This window comes from Brevibacillus brevis, assembly GCF_022026395.1.
Classification (GTDB): Bacteria; Bacillota; Bacilli; order Brevibacillales; family Brevibacillaceae; genus Brevibacillus.
On the sequence record NZ_CP041767.1, the window covers coordinates 2,114,093 to 2,137,110 of the forward strand.

Genomic DNA, 23,018 nt, shown 5'->3' on the forward strand with positions numbered 1-23,018 from the left:
GTGGCGGTTTTTTTTCGCTTTGCCCTGATCAACATGTGCTATAATAACGCAGGTAAGAAGGAAGGAAAGGGGAGAAAACGTATGCCACTCCTATCGGCTATTCGCGAAATACGGCAAAAACAATTCTCGCCGATCTACGTCTTATACGGTCCAGAGTCTTTTATGGCCGAAGATTTATTGGCGTTGGCTCGCAAAGAAATGATTGATCCAGAATTTACGGATTTGAATTTGAGTGTGTACGATTGTACGGAAACAGGATTGAGTGAAATTTTGCAGGATGCGGAGACCTTGCCGTTTATGGGTGAGCATCGATTGGTGATTGCCAGACAAGCCTACTTTTTAACAGGAAGTAAGCCTTCGACCAAGGTAGAAAGCGATCCGGATGCTCTGCTCGATTATTTGCAAAATCCACCTCCGTATACCACACTTATTCTACATACAGAAGCTGACAAGCTCGATGAAAGAAAAAAGCTGGTCAAAACACTGCAACAAAAGGCGAAAGTGATCCCATTTCCGTTGCTAAAAGACGGAGATTTGTACGGCTGGGTGGAGAGGCAAGCAGGTAAATACCAGGCGAAAATCGATCGTCAGCAAGCCATGAAGCTTGTGGAGCGAGTGGGAGCCGAGCTGCGTCTTCTGGACAAGGAAATCGAAAAGATGGCTCTGTTTGTCGGGGTGGGTGAAAGCATCACGGACGACGTCATCGAGCTGCTCGGGGCACGTACGCTGGAGCAGGATGTATTCGCCCTGATTGAACAGGTCGCTTCGGGGAGATTGGACAAGGCACTCCGGATGATGTACGACTGCATGAAAACAGGAGAGGAGCCGATCAAGCTGCTGGCACTCTTGGCGAGACAGTTCCGCATGCTGTTGCATGTTAAGCAATTGGCTCCACGAGGTTATTCGCAGCAACAAATGGCAGGCATGATTAAAATGCATCCTTACGCGGTGAAAAAAGCAATGGAGCAAGCGCGTCATTTTTCCGAGGAGTCGTTGAAAAAGCTGTTGGGCATTCTGGCAGAAGAAGATTTTCGGATGAAGTCGGGGCAAGTGGACAAGCGTCTCGCCCTCGAATTATTCGTTGCACGTGCACACGACGAACGAACAAAACGGTCGTGATATTTTTACAGTAAAAAACCCCTAGAACTAGATGTTCGCGGGGTTTTTTGCGCTTGGTCTCTTACGCTACAGGAGCGCTCAGAACGTTAAGCTTTTTCATCAAACGAGACTTTTGACGGTTTGCTGCGTTTTTATGAATGAGACCTTTCGAAGCGGCCTTGTCCAGCTTTTTCACAGCCACCAGAAGAGTAGATTTCGCTAATGCTACATCGGAAGCAGCGACAGCTTTCTCAAAGCTCTTGATGGAAGTACGCAGATCAGACTTTTGAGAAGCACGGTGTGCGCGACGCTTTTCGATTGTTTTGGTGCGTTTAATCGCGGATTTAATGTTTGGCATGTGTGTCACCTCCTTAATACGACCATAGACATACAGTCATACAACAAAGTAATTCTAGCATGGGGCGAACCCATTTGCAAGAAAGGATTCGGAATAAAAATGAAGGATTCAAGCAAGCTAGTAGCAGGAACAAAATGGTCAGTACTTTTTTCACTTCGGATCAAAGGAGCTGAAGAACATGGCACATAACATTGACTTGTCTAGTTATTCCATTCGAACGGATCTGGCTTTGGAGGCCCACGAGCTTGCCCAGCAGCAAAACCAGAGTGATATTGAGGGGATTTGGCTGCAAGCTGACGACAGCGAGCCGAATGTGAAAGTAACGAGATTGCATGTGGAAACAGAGGAAGCGGGGAAGGAAATCGGCAAGCTCCCGGGGCATTACCTTACGATTGAAGTGCCCAAGCTGCGGGATAACGATACATCGATCGAGGAGCAGGTGGCCAAACGATTCTCCGTCGAATTTGCAATGTTCCTCAAGCAACTGGGAATCACCCCAGACAAAAAGGCTCTCGTCGTTGGTCTGGGTAACTGGAATGTGACTCCCGATGCGCTTGGACCAATGGTTGTAGAAAATTTGTTGATTACACGCCATCTGTACACGCTGGCGCCTGAAACCGTTGGAGAAGGGTATCGGGAAGTCAGTGCGCTATCACCGGGTGTCCTTGGGATAACAGGTATAGAAACGAGTGAGATTATTTTTGGTGTCGTGGAAAAAAGCAAACCCGATTTTGTCATCTGTATCGATGCTCTTGCGTCCCGCGCCTTGCACCGGGTCAACACGACAGTTCAAATATCGGATACAGGGATTCATCCCGGATCAGGGGTCGGAAACAAGCGCAAAGCGATTGATCAGAAGACACTTGGTGTGCCTGTGATTGCGATAGGAGTCCCTACGGTCGTTTTTGCCTCCACGATTGTAAATGATGCGATTACATATTTGCTGGGGCATTTTGGACAATCGATGGTGGAGAGCAAGCGGGCGTTTAACAAACTGGCATTGAGTACGCTGCCCGAGCGGAAGGAACCGTATACGGAAGAGGATTTGCCTGACTTGGAATCCCGCAAGACATTCATGGGATTGGTAGGTTCACTGCCGGAAGAAGAGAAACGGCAACTGATTCATGAGGTCCTCCGACCGCTGGGACAGGATCTGGTCGTCACCCCAAAAGAAATTGATGATTTTATTGAAGGCGTGGCGAATGTGATCGCAACAGGTCTGAATCGCGCCTTGCACAGTGCTGTAAATGCAGAAAATAGCGGCTCGTATACCCACTAAGCCGTGAAAAGCTAGAGTGAGAGAGAAAAGCTAGAAAAGGGTTCTATCGTCTCTATGAGCCTCATAAGCTAAAGCATAGACAAGCGCGAGGGAAAGTTCTCCCGACGTGCAACCATGCTACAGCTAGAGGAGTGAGACAGATGGCGACTCTCATTCAACGCCAATTCGTTGTTCTTTCATTTATAACCGCCTTCCTGTTTGTCATGACAGGAGTGCTTTCGCTCGGCGGTAACCGAATCGCAATTTCGTCCTCAGCCATTCAACAGGCCGCTTCTCATATTTCCAGTCTGGCGATTTTGGGATGGATGGGGCAGGAGATTCCGGTTTTGTCCGAAACCGTGCAAGCACAGGCCGATGATCGCACGAATAGCGTAACCGGTTTTCTCTTTCGCTTGGCAACCAATATACAGCCGGGAGACTTGCGTAGCCTGTTAGGCAGGGAATTGCCTGGGATGGTGACGACAGAGGATGCCAGATTTGTCGTACAGGGAAAGGGAGCTTCTCTCGCAGATTTTTACTTGGAGTATCCCGCCCATCCGGGACAGGTAGCAGATCAATCGCAAGTAGTTCCAATCGTAGAGCCAAAGCCGGAGGATACCACAAAGTCAGGCGAAGCAAAGCCAGCACCTGTTCCCAATTCAATTACGGATGGCAAGAAAATCGTGTACATCTACAACTCGCACAACCGGGAATCGTGGTTTAGTGAGACAAAGTCAGTGGGAACCTCGGTCGATCATCCTACGAGAAATATATCGTTAATCAGCAAGCATTTATCAGAAGCGTTGAATGACAGAGGAATTGGTTCCGATGTGAGCACCGACGACATCTATCAGCAGCTGTTGAACAAAAAAATGCATTACTCTTTCTCCTACGCGGAATCTTTGCAAGTGGTCAAAGCCGCAACGGAGAAAAACAAGGAACTGTATTACTTCTTTGATTTGCATCGAGACACAGCGCCACGAGAGCGTACGACGGTCACAATCAAAGGAAAAACGTATGGAAGAGTATTGTTTGTCATCGGAAAAAGGAACAAAAGCTACGAGAAAAATGAGGCATTTGCGACTGAACTACATGAGTTGATGGAAAAAATGTACCCAGAGCTTTCGCGTGGCGTAATGGAAAAAGGCGCAAAAACGGATCATGGCGAGTATAATCAGTCCCTCTCCCCGGGAAGCCTGTTAATAGAAATAGGTGGTACGGAAAACAGCGTGCAAGAAAGCAAGAATACGGCAGAGGCACTGGCTGACGTTTTCGCAGCCTATTATCAGCAAGCTGAAAAAGTAGGCAAAACAGTTTCTGACGAGCCTGCAAAGAGGTGACGGGCATGAACGTGACGATGAAGCTGACTGGACTGTTAATCATCTTGCTGGTCGGGGTAGTTTTGGGATTGCAAACGGCTGAGCGCGGAATATCCAAGGTGAGTGGAGTGCCTGAGGGGCAAGCGCAAACCTTTTCCATCAAAAAAGTGGACCAAGGTCAAGTGGAGATTGCGGTAATGGGAAAGCAGGTTCAGACTGCTAATCCGAAGGAAATGGTCAACTACGTCAGTCGGATCGGTTTGACTTTGGGCGGAAGCATTAAAAGTGGGGCGCAGAGTTTTGTCGATTGGGTCGGGAGTTTTTTTGAACCGTGAAAATGGTTTATGCGCAAAAAGAAGGGGTGCAGAAAGCCCCAGTGACAAAAGACCCGTACAGGCGGGTCTTTTGCATGTGACCACAGATACATCATACGATCTGCTAAAACAGTGCAAGTGAGGCTACATCAACAATGAAAGGGCTATCATAAAATTCCCCTAGATCATTTTTTAGTGCAAGCAAAATATTCTTTTTAGTCAGTAAAGAGCTAATAGTTTGAATTTATTGTGTTGCGAAAAAATTGAATAAATGTCATAATGTCTATTGATAGGGCTATTTTGGAAGTATATATCGGTGAGAGAGGTGAGCCACGTGTCACATCCTGTCCTGCAAATCGAAAACCTGCAAACGCACTTTTTCACGGACCGCGGCCAAATCCCTGCCGTTGATGGCGTGACGATCACGGTACAAAAAGGAGAAGTAGTCGGTATCGTAGGCGAATCCGGCTGCGGAAAGAGCGTTACCTCCCTTTCCGTTATGAAGCTAGTACCCAACCCCCCAGGGAGAATCGTGGGAGGCTCGATTAAATTCAAGGGGGAGGACCTCGTATCTGTTGACGAAAAGCGAATGAGAGACATCCGCGGAAATGAAATTGCGATGATCTTCCAGGAGCCGATGACGTCTTTAAATCCGGTGTTTACGATTGGAGACCAGATAGGAGAATCAGTCCGATTACATACGAAGGCGAGCAAAAAGGACGCAAGAGCACGTGCTATTGAGATGTTGAAAAAAGTCGGAATTCCTCGAGCGGAAGCGATTGTCGATGAATACCCGCACCAGCTTTCCGGAGGCATGCGGCAGCGTGTCATGATTGCGATGGCAATGGCCTGCAATCCAGCGCTTCTGATTGCAGACGAGCCTACTACTGCGCTCGACGTGACGATTCAAGCGCAGATTTTGGACCTGATGCGCCAACTCAACCGAGAAGCTGACACAGCCATTCTCCTCATCACCCACGATCTTGGGGTCGTCGCGGAAATGTGTCACCGCGTCGTGGTGATGTACGCAGGGAACGTGATTGAACAAGGAGATGTTCGTACGATTTTAAAAAATCCGAAGCATCCTTATACGATCGGCTTGTTGAATTCGTTGCCGAAGCTGGAAGGATCACAGGAGCGTCTCTATTCGATTCCAGGCAACGTCCCGATTCCGGGTTCTCTTACTGTCGGATGCCGTTTTGCACCAAGATGCGATAAAGTATCAGACCGATGCCGCAGTGAGATGCCAGAATTAAAAGTGGTAGGGGACAATCACCTTTCCCGTTGCTGGCTGACCGAATAACCCGAGAGGAGCATGCAGGTGGCTGAAGATCTTCTGATTGTAAAAAATTTAAAAAAATACTATCCAATCACAGGCGGTGTTCTTGGAGGGGAAATAGGTGTAGTAAAGGCGGTAGATGACGTATCGTTTACCGTTAAGAGTGGCGAAACTTTGGGGCTGGTAGGGGAGAGCGGCTGTGGAAAGTCCACGACGGGGCGTTCCTTGCTGCGACTGATAGAACCGACCTCAGGTGAAATCAACTTTGACGGGACAGATGTCATGTCACTTTCCACAGATGCAATGAGAAAGATGAGACGTGACATGCAAATTGTCTTTCAGGATCCGTTTGCTTCACTTAATCCTAGACATAATATTGAGAAGATATTGGAAGAGCCTCTGATTGTACATGGTTTGGGTTCTTCGGCAGAGCGAAAAAAGCGCGTGCAGGAAATGCTGGAGATCGTTGGTCTGAGCAGCTATCACGCGAGCCGCTATCCGCATCAATTCAGTGGAGGACAGAGGCAGCGGATCGGCATTGCGAGAGCACTGATGCTCAAACCCAAATTGATCGTTGCGGATGAGCCTGTGTCTGCACTGGACGTGTCGATTCAGTCGCAGGTGCTCAATCTCATGCAGGATTTGCAACGCGAATTCGGCCTTACATACTTGTTCATTGCCCACGATTTGAGTGTAGTGCGTCATATCAGTGATCGGGTAGGCGTGATGTACCTCGGCAGAATTGTCGAGCTGACGACGAGCAGCCAATTGTACGCCAATCCGCTCCATCCGTACACGAAAGCATTACTGTCGGCGGTACCTTCGCCAGACCCTGATGCAGTACGTGAAAGAGTTATCCTCCAGGGAGATGTGCCGAGCCCTGCAAAGCCTCCGAGTGGCTGTACATTCCATACGAGGTGTCCCCATGTGACAGAGGAGTGTCGTACTGTCCGACCAGAATTTGCGGATACAGGCGACGGTCACTTTGTTGCTTGTCACTTATACAAGTCCTAATCGACAAAAGGGAGTTTGCCTGCCGAATAGGAAGTCTTGTAAAGGGGGGATGCAAAGCAGGAGGTATTGTATCGACCATCTACCAAAAAGGAACATGCGACCATTCATTAGAAAAAGGGGGATGTTTTCATGAAGAAGAGGGTTCTCTCCGCAACCATGACTAGCCTGGTGGCGCTGGCCATGTTGATTGCTGGATGCTCTAGCACTTCTACGACACAAGCGCCGGCAGAACAACCAAAGACAGAAACTCCGGCACCTGCAACTGAGCCTGCAAAAACTGGACCGAAGCAATTAATCGTCGGTCGCGGTGCAGACACAAAAGGGCTTGACCCAATCACGCAAACAGATGGTGAGACATTTAAGGTAACCGAGAACGTTATGGATACATTGATTGGCTTTGCGGATGGCTCAACAGAGCTCGCTCCATCGTTGGCTGAGAAATGGGAAGTAACTCCTGATGGTCTCGTTTATACGCTGAAACTGAGATCAGGCGTGAAATTCCACGATGGAACTGATTTCAATGCAGAGGCGGTCAAATACAACTTTGAACGCTGGAGCGACAAGAGCCATCCACAGCATTCACCAGAGGGCTTCGAGTACTACGTAAGCCAATTTGGTGGTTACAAGGGTGACGCGACTCATATCATCAAATCCGTGGAAGCAGTCGATCCGACCACTGTAAAATTCACGTTGAATCGTCCACTGGCTCCATTCCTTGCCAACCTGGCAATGTCTCCTTTCGCGATTGGCTCGCCTGAGGCATTGAAAAAGGATGTTAAGAAATTTAATGAGCATCCAATCGGTACAGGACCTTTCAAATTCGTAGAGTGGAAGCGCAACGACACCATCACACTCGAGAAAAACCCTGATTACTGGAACCCAGGATATCCGAAGCTGGATAAATTGGTGTTCAAGGTCATCCCAGAAAACACTGCACGTCTGACTGCATTGGCATCTGGTGAAATTGACTTGATGGATGGTCTAAACACAGACGATATCCCGGCAGTAAAAGACAATAAAGACTTGCAACTCTTCCTTCGTCCTACTAATAACATTGGATACATCGGCTTTAACGTAGAGAAGAAGCCACTCGACAATCCAAAAGTTCGTGAAGCTATTGCTTATGCGATTAACAAACCTGAAATCGTAACTGCCTTCTTCGATGGGGTTGGAGAACCAGCAGTCAACCCAATGCCAAAAACAATGTGGGGACATAACAACGATATTAAAGATCGTGAGTTCAACCTCGATAAAGCAAAACAATTGCTGGCCGAAGCAGGACATCCAAACGGTTTTAAAATCAAGTTTTGGGCAATGCCAGTTCCACGTCCGTACATGCCAGAGGGTGTGAAGATTGCAGAAGCAATCCAGCAAGACCTGAAGAAAATCGGGGTTGATGCTGAGATCGTGACGATGGAATGGGCAACGTATTTGGAAAAGACTCGTTTGGGTGAGCAAGAAATGTTCATGCTTGGTTGGACAGGTGACAATGGCGACCCTGACAACTTCCTGGCTGTCTTGCTCGACAAAAATAACATCGGAAGCAACAACTATACACGCTGGGCAAACGAAGAAGCACATCAATTGATGATGAAAGCACAGTCCACTCCAGACCAAGCAGAGCGCGAAAAAATGTACAAACAAGTACAAGAGATCATCTTCAAAGATGTGCCAATGGTTCCGCTGGCACATTCTACACCAGCATTGGCAGGAAAAGCGAATATCATAGATTACAACCCGCATCCAAAAGGGTCTGAAAGTTTGGAAAAGGTAGATTTCAAGTAAGCTGATTCATCGTAAAAGGGTAAGAGGAGTGCATACCTCTTCTTACCCTTCTTTCATTATTTGGCGATTATTTTATGCAGGAAGGCGAGGAGATGGCATTGCTAGCTTACAGCATTCGAAGAATTTTAATGCTCATTCCTGTCTTAGTGGGCATGTCAATCATCGTTTTTTCCATTATTCGTGCCATCCCTGGTGATCCGGCTTTGACGATTTTGGGAGAAAAGGCAACACCACAAGCGATTGCAGACATACGAGAAGCGTTGGGATTGAATAATCCGTGGTACATACAGTATTTCGATTATATGAAAGATATTTTGAGCGGAAATCTTGGGGAATCGTTACAAACGAATGCGCCGATTTCAGATGAAATCATGCCTTATTTGGCGGCGACGACTGAACTTACGATTGTGAGTATGCTGATTGCGGTGTTTATCGGTGTAAATGCAGGGATTCTTTCTGCGTGGAAGCAAAACTCCTGGTTTGACTACTGTGCGATGTTGATCGCCTTGGTTGGTGTATCCATGCCAATTTTTTGGCTAGGTTTGATGGAGCAGTGGGTGTTTGCCCAAGAGCTGAAATGGCTGCCATCAGTTGGTCGCGACGATTCGCGTAATCCCGTAGAGGCCATTACGCACTTTTATATACTGGATACGATGATGGCTGGTCGCTGGGATCAGCTATGGGAAGTTATCAAGCATTTGATCCTGCCAGGCATTGCATTAGGTACGATCCCGATGGCGATCATTGCACGTATCACTCGTTCGAGCATGCTGGAAGTCATGCGTGCCGACTACGTCAGAACCGCTCGTGCAAAAGGGCTGACACAGTTTTGGGTCGTGTACAAGCATGCGCTGAAAAATGCAATGATCCCTGTTTTGACGGTAATTGGTTTGCAAACAGGGTTGCTGCTGGGTGGAGCTGTTTTGACAGAGACGATCTTCGGATGGCCAGGTGTCGGTCGTTATATTGTGACCGCCATTGGAAACCGTGACTATCCGGTTATCCAATCCGGTATCCTTGTGATCGCGACGATTTTCGTCCTGATCAATCTCTTGGTCGACCTTCTGTATGCCTATATCGATCCTCGCATCAAATATCGCTAAGGAGGGACGAAGAGACATGGCACAACCACAATTACAACCACAAGATCAGGTAGTACCTTTAAAAGTGAAGCAAGAAGAAGTAGTCTCTCCTTGGAAGGATGCATGGAGGACACTACGAAAAAACAAGCTGGCGTTGGTGGGCTTCGGGATTATTTTGTTTTTCATTGTTGTGGCGGTATTAGCTCCATGGATTGCTCCGTATCCGTACGACGAAGGTCAGCTCGTAATGAAAAACAAGCCCCCTTCCGAAGAGCATTGGTTTGGAACAGATTACAATGGTCGTGATGTGTTTAGTCGCGTTATTTATGGGGCACAAATCTCCCTGTGGGTAGGGACGTTCTCTGTCATTGGCTCCGTTCTCGCAGGGACCTTGCTCGGTCTTTTGGCAGGATATTATGGCAGATGGATTGATACGATCATTTCGCGTCTCTTTGATATTATGCTTGCATTTCCAAGTATTCTTTTGGCAATCGCTGTCGTTGCCATCTTGGGGCCTTCTTTGCAAAACGCCTTGATTGCCATTGCGATTATTAACATTCCGACATTTGGACGGCTAGTACGTGCCCGTGTATTGAGTTTGAAGGAAGAAGAATTCGTCATGGCGGCACGGGCAATCGGAATGAAAAATTCCCGGATTATCATGCAGCATATTTTGCCGAACAGTCTCGCACCAATCATTGTGACCGGGACAATGGGGATCGCAACAGCGATTATCGAAGCAGCTGCACTTGGCTTTCTTGGACTGGGAGCACAAGCGCCAGAACCAGAATGGGGAAAAATGCTCGCTGATTCACGTCAGTACATTCAGAAAGCACCATGGACCGTTATTTTTCCGGGGCTCTCTATCATGCTGACCGTTCTCGGCTTTAACTTGATTGGGGACGGCCTGCGCGATGCACTTGACCCGCGGATGAAAAGCTAGTCCAATCGCAAAAAAGACAGAAGGGAATGTGATGCCGTCCTTCTGTCTTTTCTTGTTTATTCTTCTTCCATGAAGGTGCGGCACAACTGATTGAAAGCAGGAGCAGCTTTCGTGATGACTTGATGCTTTACGTTCGGGATCATTTCGAGTCTTGCTTTTGGCAATTTCATGCTAAGCGTCTGCGCATAATGGTGCATCCGTTGATCACGTTCGCCATAGGCAAGTAAAATCGGAAGCTGGATGTTGCTCAGGCGCTCTGTACATTGATATCGATGTCCGGCAGCGTAAAGGTATTTCACGCTAGTAGGATCTGTTTTGGAGGCGTGTGCCGTCCATTTTTCGCGCATTTCTGGGTTATCGACATGTGAGGAAGCAATGGAACGGGCAAGAAGAGGAACTCCGTGAAGCATCGACAACGCCTGGGCCATCCAAAATCGTCCATGTAAATACAGGTCATTCACTTCGGAAAATCCGCTCACGAGTATACCGCCTTGTGCATGATCAGGATAGCGAAGACAATATTCAAGGGCGATAGAGGCACCTTGAGAGTAGCCCAAAATAAAGGGACGCTCAATGCCGAGTGCCGGGATCAGCTTATGGAGCCGTTCTGCCAACTCCCCAATGGAAAAGGGCTTCTCCATCGGAGAACTGTCGCCATGTCCGGGTAAATCAGGGACAATGAGCTGATATGTATCTGCGAGTGTTTGCTGATAAACAAAATTGATAGAGCCGATACATGGCGCATGGATACACAATAACGGCTGGCCTTTTCCTGATATGTGAAAAGCAAACTGTTTGCCATCCTGATGGACGAGTATTTGTTCCATTTTCATTTTCACCCCACTTATAGGTTGTCCGATCCAAGGGAGATTTTTCAATTGAACTCTTCTTTTTTTGATGGGGAAGTGGTATTCTCGCAATAGAATAATTGGTGAAAGCAGGGTGAAGAAGTTGTTTCAAGAGCGCATTTCGAAGCTCCACACGTTTTTGACAGAGCAAGAGCTGAACGCGGTGTTGATTACCTCTCCCAAGCACGTCTACTATTTGACCGGATTTTTTACTGACCCGCATGAACGTTTTATGGGTCTTGTTATTCCTGCTGAGGGAAAGCCTTCCTTGATTGTACCTGCTCTTGATCGTGAAGCAGCGGCAGAAGCTTCGTTCGTTCAAGATATCCATACACATACGGATATCCAAAACCCGTATGAAATTCTCAAGCAAGTGTTGCCAGCGAACTTGGCGAAGCTCGGCATTGAGAAAAGTCATATGACTGTCGAGCGCTATGAAGCACTTGGACAAGTTGTTCTGGCGTCAAGCTATGTGGACGTGGAAGAGCCTCTCCGTGAAATGCGTTTGATCAAATCCGCGGATGAAGTGGATCGTCTGAAACACGCTGTTCAGTTGGTCGAGGATTCCTTGCGGGAGACCCTGAAGAAAGTTCAGAAAGGCATGACCGAGACAGAAATCGTAGCTGAGCTGGAATTCCAGATGAAGCGCTTGGGCGCAGAAGGCCCATCCTTTACGTCCATGGTATTGGCAGGGGAGAAGTCGGCACTTCCACACGGAAAGCCAGGAACCCGCCAGGTGCAAGAAGGCGACTTGCTTTTGTTTGATATCGGAGTAGCTGCAAACGGATATGTATCCGATATTACTCGTACCTTTGCTGTAGGCGAGATCAGTGCCCAGCTGCAAGAGATTTACGAGACGGTATTGGCGGCCAACGAAGCGGCAATTGCTGAGATTCGTCCGGGTGTGACCTTTGCGCATTTGGATAAAACCGCTCGCGATGTCATCACTGCAAAAGGCTACGGTGAATACTTCATGCACCGTCTTGGGCACGGACTTGGGATGGACGTACATGAATATCCATCTGTTCACAGCCAGAACCAAGAAGTGCTTCGACCAGGGATGGTTTTTACGATCGAGCCGGGCATCTATTTGCCAGGTGTAGGCGGCGTGCGGATTGAAGACGATGTATTGGTTACGGAAACGGGCGTTGAAATACTCACGCAGTTCCCGAAAAAACTGACTTCCATCAACTAATGAAGAAATCATAAAAATTGAATACGTATCGAATGGTGCTGGATGGCATATGCCGTCAGCTTAAAAGGGAAGTCCGGTGAGAAACCGGCGCGGTCCCGCCACTGTAACGAGGAGTGCCTAGCAAATAGCCACTGTTTTTTGGAAGACAAAAAATGGGAAGGTAGCTGGGTGTGTTGATCCGTAAGCCAGGAGACCTGCCATGCGATCCTATACAATCGACCCACGAGGATGGGGCAGATGTGGAAGCAGTCTATGAAAGGGCGCCTTTATGCCTGCTTATAGTTATATCTACGTTTGTCATGCACCTCCCGATTGAAATGGGGGGTGCTTTTTTGTGGAGGATTTGGTTCAAGCCATCATTTCCAAACAGAAAAGAGGATTACAGATGATGAAGGCAAACAAAACGCATACAGTAATAAAAGGACTAGCTTTCGGTATTATGACAGCTGCCATGCTTTTGGTTTCGGCATGCGGCTCCACTACGACAACACAGGCTCCAGCCAAAACAGAACAAACAGCTGCTCCAGCAGCAGAAGGCAAGCCAGTAACACTAACCAATAATGGTATCGAAATGACTTATCCAACAGCACCTGAGCGTGCAGTGACTTTGAACCAGCACGTCACCGAAATCATGCTGGCATTGGGCCTTGCTGATAAAATGGTCGGAACTGCTTACCTGGATGATGAAATCCTTCCTGAGTTAAAAGCAGATTACGACAAGATTCCGGTACTGTCTGACAAGTATCCTACGAAAGAAGTGCTGCTGGCAGCGAACCCAGACTTTGTCTACGCCGGATGGAAAAGTGGATTCGGCGAGAAGGGCGTAGGATCGATGCAAGATTTGGAAAAGGTTGGCATCAAATCGTATCTGCAAGCGTCATCTAGCATGCCTGGTCCGACTATCGACGATGTGTTTGCGGACATTACGAACATTGGACGCATTTTCCGTGTGGAGGACAAAGCCAATGATTTGATCCATAAAATGAAGAGTGAAATGGATCAAACCATGAGCAAAATTGGCAAGATTGACGAGCCACTAAAAGTGTTCGTGTACGACAACGGGGAAGATAAACCATTCACAGCAGCCAACAACTACATGACATCCTTAATCAAGAATGCAGGCGGTAAGAACATTTTTGACGATATTCAAAAGGGTTGGGCAGAGGTAAGTTGGGAACAAGTAGTAAGTCGCAATCCAGACGTGATTATTATCGTAGATTACGGGGATAGAACCGTCGAGCAAAAACGCAATTTCCTTTTGAGTAAAAAAGAATTGGCGGATATCCCTGCGATTAAAAATCAACGACTAATGGTATTGCCTTTGTCCGCAGCTTCTGAAGGTGTTCGAGCACCGATTGCGCTGAAAATTTTGGCGGAAGGACTCTACCCGGATAAATTCAAATAGAGTACGCCCCTTTTAAGGGAGGGAATAGCACTGCAACAGATCAAGTTACCTTATATCATCATTACTTTACTGGTCGGACTTTTCCTCTCGATTACGTTCGCAGTTACCCTGGGATCAGTAGAGATTAAGCCGACTACGGTATGGAAAATCGCCTTATCAAAAATTCCGATGTTGACCCAATGGATCGAAGTGGATTGGTCCAAAGGTGAGCAAACGATTATTTGGGATATTCGCTTTCCTCGTGTACTCTTGGGGGCAATCGTCGGCGCAGGTCTGTCTGTCGTGGGAGTAGCGATTCAATCGTTGGTTCGCAACTCCCTGGCTGACCCGTATGTGTTAGGCGTATCTTCAGGTGCTTCGGTTGGCGCTACCTCGGTAATTATTTTTGGAGCATTCAGCATGTACGGGCAGTATGCGCTATCCTTTGGCGCTTTTACAGGCTCCCTTGTGTCCATCATTCTTATTTTTACGCTATCCCGTATTGGTGGACAAAACTCGACGGTACGCCTGCTCATGGCTGGAATTGCGATATCTGCGATCTTGTCGGCCATTACCAGTCTGCTTGTTTTTTCAGCGCCAAATGAGCATGGAATTGGGACGGTTCTGTTTTGGTTAAGTGGCAGTCTGGCTGGCGGGAAATGGGAATACCTGACGATCCCTACAATGATTGTCGTCATCTGTCTCATCGTCTTAATGGCCCAATACCGCTCGCTCAATGCGATGCTGATGGGCGAAGAGTCAGCGGGGACATTGGGGGTGAATACGGTACAATTCCGCAAGCTTCTCCTGGTGATCACGGCACTGCTCACGGGGGTGATCGTGTCCATCGCGGGATCAATCGGTTTTGTCGGATTAATGATGCCCCACATCGTCCGTGTAATGGTTGGATCAGATCACAGACGTGTTCTGCCTGTCAGCGCTTTGTTTGGCGCGATCTTTCTCATCTGGGTTGATGTAGTTGCCAGGCTTGCCTTTGCACCGGAAGAGCTGCCGATTGGTATTTTGACAGCACTGTGTGGAGGTCCATTCTTTATCTGGTTGATGCTGCGGAGTTCTTATTCCTTTGGAGGTAGCGGACGATGAATTTGCAGGTTGAGAATATATCGGTCGAACTGGAGAAAAAGGGAATCCTGCACAACGTCAGTCTGGAGGTGCGCTCTGGAGAGTTTGTGGGGCTGATCGGGCCGAATGGCAGTGGGAAGTCCACGTTGCTAAAAAGCATTTATCGCGTACTGAAGCCGCGTTCGGGATGGATCTCACTCGATGGCGACGACGTATACAAGCTAACCTCACGCCAAAACGCTCAGCGAATGGCGGCAGTACGGCAGGAGACCTCTGTCGAATTCGATTTTTCGGTGACCGAAATCGTGAATATGGGACGTGCCCCGCATAAGCGACTATTTCAGTCCGATGACGCGGAAGACGTTCGGATTTGTGAAGATGCACTACAGCGGGTAGGGATGCATACATACGCTGATCGCAGCTTTTTCAGTTTATCCGGTGGGGAGAAGCAGCGAGTGCTGATTGCCAGAGCTTTGGTGCAGCAAGCGCAGTTTCTTGTTCTTGATGAGCCGACGAATCATTTGGATGTTCGATACCAGTTGCAGGTCATGGATCTCGTCAAAACGTTGGGGATTACGGTCTTGTCTTCGCTGCATGATCTCAATATCGCAGCGATGTACTGTGATCGGCTGTACGTAATCTGTGAGGGGGAAATCGTTACATCGGGAACGCCAGAGGAGGTCTTGACACCTAATCTGATCCGGGATGTTTTCGGAGTAGAAACAGAAGTGATGACCCATCCTATTACAGGAAAAAAGCATGTGTATTTCTACTCGGAAGCGATCCGTGTAAAGCCACCTATCCAGAAGGTAATGAGTGGAGCCAATTAATAGGGTGCAAGTTGAGTTTCTTTGATTTTCATAAGAGGGGGATGCCTAGTCGGCGTCCTTTTTTGTTAAGCCGACGGCAGAAAATTCAATCTTTCCACCAGTTAGATGAAAGGGTCTCTTATTGATCAGAGGAGCCGTGCAATACGTCGCGAATTTGTTGGATATAGCCAAATTTATTTCGATCAGAAAATTCATAGAACAAGATGGGAGATGACCCGTATGACGGAAGTAACGAGAGAACAGGCGCGCAAATTTCACGACGGTGTTCACGTTTTCGATGGGCATTTTGATCTGCTGATGGATGTGGAGATTCAGCGTGGATATGGTCGAACCAAAATGATCGAGACGGAGTACTTGCCACGGTTCCAGCAGGGTGGCGTGCATTCCATTGTGGCAGCCGTGTTCGTCGAGGATGCTTTTGTACCAGAGATGAGTCTTCGCAAGGCGCTCAACCAGATCAGTGCTTTGCATGCAGAGGCGGCAGAGTCTCCCGAGCACATCGTCATCGCCAAAAATCTGGGTGATTTGCAACGGGCAAGAGCGGAGCAAAAAGTATCGTTCATTCTGTCGTTGGAAGGGGCAGAGCCACTGCATAACGATTTGAGTCTCTTGCGTGTCTTTTATGAGCTCGGAGTACGGATGATGGGGCTGGTTTGGAGTCGGCGCAACTTTGCTGGGGACGGCAGCTTTTTTGCACCGGTTCGGGAAGGGAAAAAAGGAGGCATCACCGATTTCGGTGTTCGTCTTATCGAGGAAGCGGAAAAACTGGGTATCGTCATCGATGTGAGCCATTTGAATGACGAAGGGTTCTGGGACGTGATGGAGATCGCAGAAAAACCGGTGATCGCTTCTCACTCCAACAGTCGAACAATCGTGCCGACAATGCGCAATCTGACAGATGAACAGATCAAAGCAATTGCGGAAAAGGACGGACTCGTCGGGTTGAATGCGTGTAGCATGTTTACAGCGACTAACAGTGCCGACTCAACTATCGAGAGACTGATTGATCATGTTGACTATATGAAAAAGCTTGTCGGAGCAAGGTACATCGGTATTGGCTTAGACCTGTGCGATGATTTGACGAAATATTTGCCCTTGGACAAGATTTCCAAAACGAAAGAGATGCCATTTGACGTAGTAAAAGGCCATGCGTCACTGCCGGAAATTACGCGTGAGCTATTGAAGCGCAGATACACCGATGCAGAGATCGAAGGAATCTTGGGTGGCAATTTCCTCAGAGTGTATCAGCAAGTGTGGAAGTAGATCAGGTAACAGGAGGAATGACGGGTGGCACAGACTGGGCACAAACAAGCTTTTTTTGGCTATTATCAATCTGGCATCAAGGTAGCTGATATACGCTTTGAGGATGGGGAAGTTTGGCATCGGAGCACAGGTTGGGATACGGGTGGTGCGGTTGACGGTCCGTTTTTACTACTGGCTAAAGGGGAAGCAACCTACGAGTTGCCACTCCTTACCCTGGCACAGAAGCTTCCGGAATGGGAGCGAATTGACTGGGAGAGCGAATCAGTCGTGTTTCCGGGAAGTGGAGGGCACTACCAACGCCATCTATCCATCGAAGGAACAGGTCCCACAGGGCAAAAGCAAGCTTGGGTCTGGGCGGTGCGCGAAGCAGCGCAGCCAATTGACTTGATCATTTGTGAGAACGAAGTCATCGCGTTGGTGCTGACAGGTCGTGGTGATAGTGTCGTATTGGTGAAAACAGGGTGGGAAGATTTGACTCCGCTTACGATGTGGCAAGACCCTACGCTGTCTGAAGTTAACTACGGCGTACATCATTTGGGTAGGCATGATCTAGCGATGAGAGATGGCGTTCGGCTGGCTACCGAGGTATGGCTACCCGCAGGCTTGGGGGAAGGACAGCGGGTTCCAACAATTTTCATGCGCACTCCCTATGGACGGATGGATGGCATTTTTCGCCGGTTGCCCTTTGTAGCTCGTGGATATGCGCTGGTTGTTCAGGATACGCGCGGACGGGAAGATTCCGAAGGAGAGTGGATTCCACTCGTTCATGAGCGTAATGATGGAGATGACAGCCTCAACTGGATCGCGAGTCAGGAGTGGTCGGATGGCAACGTAGGGATGCTCGGCGGCTCCTATGTGGGGTACGTGCAATGGGCTGCGGCCGCAAGCGGAAATCCGCATCTGAAGGCGATTTTCAGCTACGTGACAGTAGGAACACCTTATGTGGACATCCCGCGCAAAGGGGGGACGATTCTTGGTGGCCTGTCATGGATTTTCATGATGGCTGAGAAGCGTCGAAATGTCGCGGCTCTTTCCCGAGATGACTGGAGTGAGGTCATCAAAGTGCGTCCGATCAAGGACATCCCGCAAAAAGTGCTGGGGAAAGAAATCCCGTTTTGGACAAAATGGATGGAACACCCGAATGGAGACGAGTTCTGGACCATGTCGGACTGGAAGCGGCATGCGGATCAGGTAAAGGTGCCTGCTACCCTGGTATCTGGCTGGTATGACGACAACGGGATGGGGACGAGCGAATCATGGGAGGTTGTCTCCCGAAATGTGCCAGAGCACGCCAGACTCATCTTGGGGCCATGGTATCACAAGGCGAATACGACACGAGAAATCCATCATGTGCCCTTTGGAAACAACGCCATCCGCTACGATCTGGATATAACGCAGCTACGGTGGTTTGACCGCTATCTAAAAGGAGTGGAAAATGGCGTCGATCAAGAGCCGCGGGTTGAGTACTACATGGTGGGAGAAAACGAATGGAAGACCTCGCAGACTTGGCCGCCAGCGGAGACGACGCTGACGAATCTGTATCTGAGCAGTGGGGGAAACGCCAATACGAGCGGCGGAGATGGAACACTGACCCTGTCTATCCCGGATGAACAAGCGGTGGATACATACAGTTATAATCCGCTAGACGCAGCACCGTATCTGTTGGATTTGTCCGAAAATGAAAATAGTGTTCCGGAAAACTATCGTGATGTGGAAGAACGAGCAGATGTACTTGTCTACACATCAGAGCCATTGGAAGAGGAAGTCGTCATCGCGGGAGAAATCTCGGCTATTATCTACGCATCCAGCTCGGCGCGGGATACTGATTGGCTGGTCCGGCTATGTGATGTAGACGAGGAAGGCAATTCGATTCGTCTATCGGACGGGATTATTTGTGCACGCTACCGACACTCATTCGCGGAGCCAGAGCTACTTGTTCCAGAACACATCGAACGCTATGAGATTCGCATGACCAAGATCGCCAATGTCTTCCGAAAAGGTCACCGTATTCGCGTCTCCGTTACTTCTGGTGCCGAGAACTTCTCGTTCCCCAATCCGAATACAGGCAACGATCTGGCAACGGAAACCGAGACGGTCATTGCCTCGCAACGTATATATCATGACAGCCAGTATCCGAGTCATATCAAACTCCCTCTCTTGCATTCTGGGGGAAGCAAGCAATTTTCAGGAGGTATCTAAATCATAATGACTGTTTATAGTTGCAGAATATGCAAGTTCCGTTACGACGAGTGGCTAGGTGATACGAAAAATGGCGTCCCGCCCGGGGTGCCTTTTCCTCATTTAGCAGGTTCTGTGTGTACTGATTGTGGGATGAATGAGGAAGGACGGCACTTGCCGCTTCCTGAAACGAAGTACACGAACGTAGAAGCAACGTATTACGATCAGTTTGCCGGGAAGGCTAGCATCGCTTTTTATCGAAACTGGTTGCTGCAGGAAGCGGAGCAATCTTCAGTCTCGGTGCTGGAGCTGGGTGTTGGAACAGGGAGAATTGCCATTGAGCTGGCACGGAATGGCTTGTCCGTCTGCGGGATTGATTGGAGCCCGGATATGCTTGCGATGGCCGCCAAAAAGAAACGGCGCATGTTAAAAGGGAAAGAAGAACTGTTGGAGCTGGTAGAACAAAATATGTGGGAGCTGGAACTTGATCGGCAATTTACACATGCGCTACTTCCGGAAGGGATTTTTCAGCAGGCCACCTGTAGAGACAAGCAACGTCAATTGCTTTCGGTCATCCACGATTACATAATGGAGGACGGAACAGTGGCAATTGATCTACTCTTGCCGCCAGTAAAAAATCAATGGACAACGATGCAACGCAAATTCGTTTTCCCAGACCGAATGGTATATCAAAAGGTAGAAGGTGAAACCTCGCTCTTGGATCAAAAGTTCCGCTACACGCTTACTTATGAGACTTTTCTTGATCAGATCGAGCAGCCGAGGTATCGCGTAGAGCGAGAGATGGCGTTGCTTTTGCCTACAGAGCTTGAGCTGTTACTGGAAGGATCAGGCTTTCGCGTCACCTATAGCAAAGAGAATGTCTTCCACAAGCAAGACTTCGAGTCGAGTCAAGCGGACGAGGGCTATGATATGGATCGTTGGCAGCATGGGGGATATCCATTCGCTGAACCTGTCGGGAAACCGGGTGGAGCTACCCGCTGGACGATTTTGGCGAAAAAAATTTCTTCCTCCTCTTTGTAACAAAAAGTTTGTAGCTGCATCTAACCAGTATGATAGCGAGTGAAGGAGGTCGCGCCCTTGGAAAAATTGCAGCAGACGACTGATGCTGCGTTTGAACAAATCATGAGGGAATATGGGACCCGTGTGCTTCGACTCGTCACCTTTCTGGTCAAGGATCGCAGCTTGGCGGAGGACATTACCCAAGATGTATTCGTTAAGGTGTACCGGCATCTTCCTCGCTTTCGGCAGGAGAGCAGTGTGCACACGTGGTTATATCGAATCGCGGTTAATGAGTGCAAAGGTTATTTGCGTTCTTGGTCGTTCCGTCATATCCTTCCCCGCTCGTGGATGAGACAGAATGGGGAGCTTTCTACAGAAAGTCTTGTTCTCGATCGAGCCGAGAGGGACCAACTCGTAGCAGAAGTGTTGCAGCTCCCTCCGCTCTATCGCCAAGTGATTGCCCTTCATTACTATGCGGATTTATCCATCGGAGAGGTGGCTGAGGTGCTAGGAGTAACGGAAGGAACAGTCAGAACCCGGTTGCATAGGGCCAGGCAGCAACTACGGCAGAGTATGGGAGAGGGGAGGGACTGGGAATGGACGAAAACCGATGGCTCACGGGCTTAAAGGAACGGGCAGATCAGACCATTTTTCGTGATGTACAGTTCACTGCATCGATGAAAGAGCATGTACAGCAGAGGGTGAGATCTGGGACTAGGTGGATGACTGGCCGGAGGAAGCTAGCCTTGCCGGGCGTTGTACTGACGGTGGGCTTGCTATTGTGGCTGGGGCTCCCCATTCAGGAGGAGAGACAATCTGCACAGCATGAGATGATACCTCCACAACAAGAGGCACGTATACCCTCCCTGTTGCCAGGGGGACAAATCGTTGAAGCGGATTTGTGGAAGCTGTCGCCTTCTTTGTCCTCCACTTACGACAATCAGTCCTTTTCTTATTTGGGAGAAAAACCTGTCCGGATCATGACAGATCAGGACGGTTTCTATGAAGGACAGACGCTGCGGGTGATATGGCTGTTGAATGGGGATTACGCACAAAAAGTAGAGATCGCTGCTTACAACACCGATGGGACCCGTTTGTCATTGGGCAGCTACGAGGTCATGGACCCGTTATACGATGCAGATGGTCATTTTCCTTCAGGGATCGTGTTGCCTGAACCGGGAAAGTGGAAGCTGGAAGTAAGATCAGGAGGCAAACATCTCGGACAAGTTTTTGTCGAGGTGAAAAAAGGGATAGCACCTGCGAATCGTCAGCTCGTCGGGTCTATCATTCAGCGGTATTTGGAGACGGAAAGCGATAAGTTGGGGTGGCTGGGAAAATATCGAGAGATGAACGTTGAGCTACTCGGAGTGGAAGCGCCAGACGCTGCAAAACGAACCGTATACGCTTGGGTGAAAATAACGGGTAGCAATTCTTCCGCACTCAGTGTACCGATGGTCTTTCAAATCGTCTACAATGGGAATGATTATCGGGTAACGGACTTCCAAATGCCCGAGGAAGGCAGCAACTACCAGAGCAGCCTGCAAAAACTGTTTCCATCTAAAGTGCTCGAGCAAGTTCACAATCGATCAAAAACAAAGTAAGGATGACAAAACGGACCTTAGCCTAAAAAAGGTCCGTTTTTCGCTTTTCATATCTATCCGTATATTTGAGCACCTATCGCCCAGTACGTCCCATTGCGGCGGGGCAGGTTACTAGCATTTGCAACCATCACTGGGGGATGAGAAACTTGAGTGAAGCCGTTTTGCTCCAAATAAGCGTGAAACGCTGCTTGTTCATCCGGTACGTCTATCCGTACGCGTCCGGTATGATATTGTGTCAGCTTGTACAGGATGTGTTCAGCTATGACGGCATTTTCTGCGACGATCGGTCCAGCGATAAGGTTGACGGGGCCTTGAACGGCAAAGCCATATCCAATGACCTTACCAGAGCGATTTTTGGCTACCAGACAGGTACTAGCTTGTTTCATGCGTTTCTCGAGAAAATGCGAGCGTTTACTACCCAGTGCTGCTTTGTCCAATTCAACCATACTCGAGAAATCGTCCAACTCCATTGACACAATTGCAAACTCATCATTGGCTTCGTTTTGCGGAGGAGCTTTAGGTACAAAGCGTTCAGCTATAAACTTTCGAATACGATCGACTGTCTGGAACCCGAGATTTTTGTACATTGGTTCTCCTTCTGGAGTTGCAATGAGCATGATGGTTGTATCGGTCGAAACAGACGCCATGCACGCCTTCATGAGCTGGCGACCATAGCCTTTGCCTTGTGACAAGGGATGGACAATCACCATGCCAATGCTCGCAAGCTTGTCATCGTACGGGATGATCGCCGCACATGAAAGTAGGGTGCCGCTCGCGTCTTTGTGACCAAAAACGGTTCCGATAGACAGAATTGTGTGAATTTCCGCTTCGTCGTAATCCCAGCCTACGGAATCAGATAAGGCAATGAGTCCGGGAATATCCGATATCGTTAAGGAATGCAAGCCAGAGTCAACGCTGTTCACTTTGATCATTCTCCGTTTCTTTCTTTGTGTTCGCGGCTGTGTTGCCAAAGAAATCGTTTCATGCTTCCGCCACCTTTTACCACTTTATCACAGAGAAAGTTTGGATTCGAGAAAAAGGAGGCAAATGCCTGATTCTCTTTGGTTGCTCTTTATATCATCGGTTTGTTATAATTACCGTTAGTGTATTTTTTGCGAGGCGCAATCTGAACGTTTGAATGGATTCGCGTGGGAGGGAACGAACAA

Annotated in this window: 21 protein-coding genes and 1 riboswitch; of the genes, 18 read left to right on the forward strand and 3 right to left on the reverse strand. The window is 48.5% G+C overall.

Features of this window, described 5'->3' with window-relative positions; all coding sequences use genetic code 11:
- Positions 1 to 81 precede the first annotated feature (81 nt).
- Complete coding sequence (gene holA / locus FO446_RS10445) at positions 82 to 1,119, forward strand: DNA polymerase III subunit delta (RefSeq protein ID WP_173611499.1); 1,038 nt, start codon at positions 82 to 84, stop codon at positions 1,117 to 1,119.
- 61 nt (positions 1,120 to 1,180) lie between these two features.
- Here the strand turns inward: holA and rpsT are convergent, their stop codons facing one another.
- Positions 1,181 to 1,456 (reverse strand): 30S ribosomal protein S20, encoded by a 276-nt coding sequence (gene rpsT, locus FO446_RS10450; RefSeq protein WP_005833151.1) that lies wholly within the window; start codon positions 1,454 to 1,456, stop codon positions 1,181 to 1,183.
- A 178-nt stretch (positions 1,457 to 1,634) separates the two neighbouring features.
- Between rpsT and gpr the strand changes: the two genes are divergently transcribed.
- From gpr to FO446_RS10490, 8 genes are all read left to right on the forward strand, one after another.
- Complete coding sequence (gpr, locus tag FO446_RS10455) at positions 1,635 to 2,735, forward strand: GPR endopeptidase (protein ID WP_237900589.1); 1,101 nt, start codon at positions 1,635 to 1,637, stop codon at positions 2,733 to 2,735.
- Between the two features lie 140 nt (positions 2,736 to 2,875).
- Positions 2,876 to 4,054, forward strand: a complete 1,179-nt coding sequence (gene spoIIP, locus FO446_RS10460) for a stage II sporulation protein P (protein ID WP_221868941.1) — start codon at positions 2,876 to 2,878, stop codon at positions 4,052 to 4,054.
- A gap of 5 nt (positions 4,055 to 4,059) precedes the next feature.
- Positions 4,060 to 4,368: a YqxA family protein gene (locus tag FO446_RS10465; protein ID WP_007727739.1), complete on the forward strand. Its 309-nt coding sequence runs from the start codon at positions 4,060 to 4,062 to the stop codon at positions 4,366 to 4,368.
- A 313-nt stretch (positions 4,369 to 4,681) separates the two neighbouring features.
- Positions 4,682 to 5,650: an ABC transporter ATP-binding protein gene (locus FO446_RS10470; RefSeq protein ID WP_088906854.1), complete on the forward strand. Its 969-nt coding sequence runs from the start codon at positions 4,682 to 4,684 to the stop codon at positions 5,648 to 5,650.
- An 18-nt stretch (positions 5,651 to 5,668) separates the two neighbouring features.
- On the forward strand, positions 5,669 to 6,640 hold the full coding sequence (locus FO446_RS10475) for an ABC transporter ATP-binding protein (RefSeq protein WP_330873248.1): 972 nt from the start codon (positions 5,669 to 5,671) through the stop codon (positions 6,638 to 6,640).
- Between the two features lie 129 nt (positions 6,641 to 6,769).
- Positions 6,770 to 8,425, forward strand: coding sequence for an ABC transporter substrate-binding protein (locus tag FO446_RS10480; protein WP_173611495.1), 1,656 nt, complete (start codon positions 6,770 to 6,772; stop codon positions 8,423 to 8,425).
- 92 nt (positions 8,426 to 8,517) lie between these two features.
- Positions 8,518 to 9,528, forward strand: coding sequence for an ABC transporter permease (locus FO446_RS10485; RefSeq protein ID WP_370646706.1), 1,011 nt, complete (start codon positions 8,518 to 8,520; stop codon positions 9,526 to 9,528).
- 16 nt (positions 9,529 to 9,544) lie between these two features.
- Entirely contained in the window at positions 9,545 to 10,450 is a 906-nt protein-coding gene (locus FO446_RS10490; protein ID WP_173611494.1) for an ABC transporter permease, read from the forward strand.
- 56 nt (positions 10,451 to 10,506) lie between these two features.
- Here the strand turns inward: FO446_RS10490 and FO446_RS10495 are convergent, their stop codons facing one another.
- Positions 10,507 to 11,277, reverse strand: coding sequence for an alpha/beta fold hydrolase (locus FO446_RS10495; RefSeq protein WP_173611642.1), 771 nt, complete (start codon positions 11,275 to 11,277; stop codon positions 10,507 to 10,509).
- A gap of 124 nt (positions 11,278 to 11,401) precedes the next feature.
- Here FO446_RS10495 and FO446_RS10500 point away from each other — a divergent pair, with 124 nt between their 5' ends.
- The 9 genes from FO446_RS10500 to FO446_RS10540 all read left to right on the forward strand — a co-directional run bounded on the left by FO446_RS10500 (position 11,402) and on the right by FO446_RS10540 (position 21,852).
- Positions 11,402 to 12,493: a M24 family metallopeptidase gene (locus FO446_RS10500; RefSeq protein ID WP_232774235.1), complete on the forward strand. Its 1,092-nt coding sequence runs from the start codon at positions 11,402 to 11,404 to the stop codon at positions 12,491 to 12,493.
- A 16-nt stretch (positions 12,494 to 12,509) separates the two neighbouring features.
- A riboswitch (cobalamin riboswitch) is annotated at positions 12,510 to 12,710 on the forward strand.
- Between the two features lie 168 nt (positions 12,711 to 12,878).
- Positions 12,879 to 13,898 carry an ABC transporter substrate-binding protein gene (locus FO446_RS10505; RefSeq protein ID WP_173611640.1) on the forward strand — a complete coding sequence of 340 codons (1,020 nt, stop codon included), beginning with the start codon at positions 12,879 to 12,881 and terminating at the stop codon, positions 13,896 to 13,898.
- 69 nt (positions 13,899 to 13,967) lie between these two features.
- Positions 13,968 to 14,981: a FecCD family ABC transporter permease gene (locus FO446_RS10510; RefSeq protein ID WP_173611639.1), complete on the forward strand. Its 1,014-nt coding sequence runs from the start codon at positions 13,968 to 13,970 to the stop codon at positions 14,979 to 14,981.
- On the forward strand, positions 14,978 to 15,790 hold the full coding sequence (locus FO446_RS10515) for a heme ABC transporter ATP-binding protein (RefSeq protein WP_237900591.1): 813 nt from the start codon (positions 14,978 to 14,980) through the stop codon (positions 15,788 to 15,790). The genes FO446_RS10510 and FO446_RS10515 overlap by 4 nt, the downstream gene beginning before the upstream one ends.
- A gap of 219 nt (positions 15,791 to 16,009) precedes the next feature.
- Positions 16,010 to 17,053 carry a dipeptidase gene (locus tag FO446_RS10520; RefSeq protein WP_237900593.1) on the forward strand — a complete coding sequence of 348 codons (1,044 nt, stop codon included), beginning with the start codon at positions 16,010 to 16,012 and terminating at the stop codon, positions 17,051 to 17,053.
- 24 nt (positions 17,054 to 17,077) lie between these two features.
- Positions 17,078 to 19,252 carry a CocE/NonD family hydrolase gene (locus FO446_RS10525; RefSeq protein WP_237900595.1) on the forward strand — a complete coding sequence of 725 codons (2,175 nt, stop codon included), beginning with the start codon at positions 17,078 to 17,080 and terminating at the stop codon, positions 19,250 to 19,252.
- A gap of 6 nt (positions 19,253 to 19,258) precedes the next feature.
- Complete coding sequence (locus FO446_RS10530) at positions 19,259 to 20,272, forward strand: methyltransferase domain-containing protein (RefSeq protein WP_173611490.1); 1,014 nt, start codon at positions 19,259 to 19,261, stop codon at positions 20,270 to 20,272.
- 57 nt (positions 20,273 to 20,329) lie between these two features.
- Complete coding sequence (locus FO446_RS10535) at positions 20,330 to 20,878, forward strand: sigma-70 family RNA polymerase sigma factor (protein WP_173611489.1); 549 nt, start codon at positions 20,330 to 20,332, stop codon at positions 20,876 to 20,878.
- Positions 20,848 to 21,852 (forward strand): hypothetical protein, encoded by a 1,005-nt coding sequence (locus FO446_RS10540; protein WP_237900597.1) that lies wholly within the window; start codon positions 20,848 to 20,850, stop codon positions 21,850 to 21,852. The genes FO446_RS10535 and FO446_RS10540 overlap by 31 nt, the downstream gene beginning before the upstream one ends.
- A gap of 53 nt (positions 21,853 to 21,905) precedes the next feature.
- Here the strand turns inward: FO446_RS10540 and FO446_RS10545 are convergent, their stop codons facing one another.
- Complete coding sequence (locus tag FO446_RS10545; protein ID WP_237900599.1) at positions 21,906 to 22,784, reverse strand: GNAT family N-acetyltransferase; 879 nt, start codon at positions 22,782 to 22,784, stop codon at positions 21,906 to 21,908.
- Positions 22,785 to 23,018 lie beyond the last annotated feature (234 nt).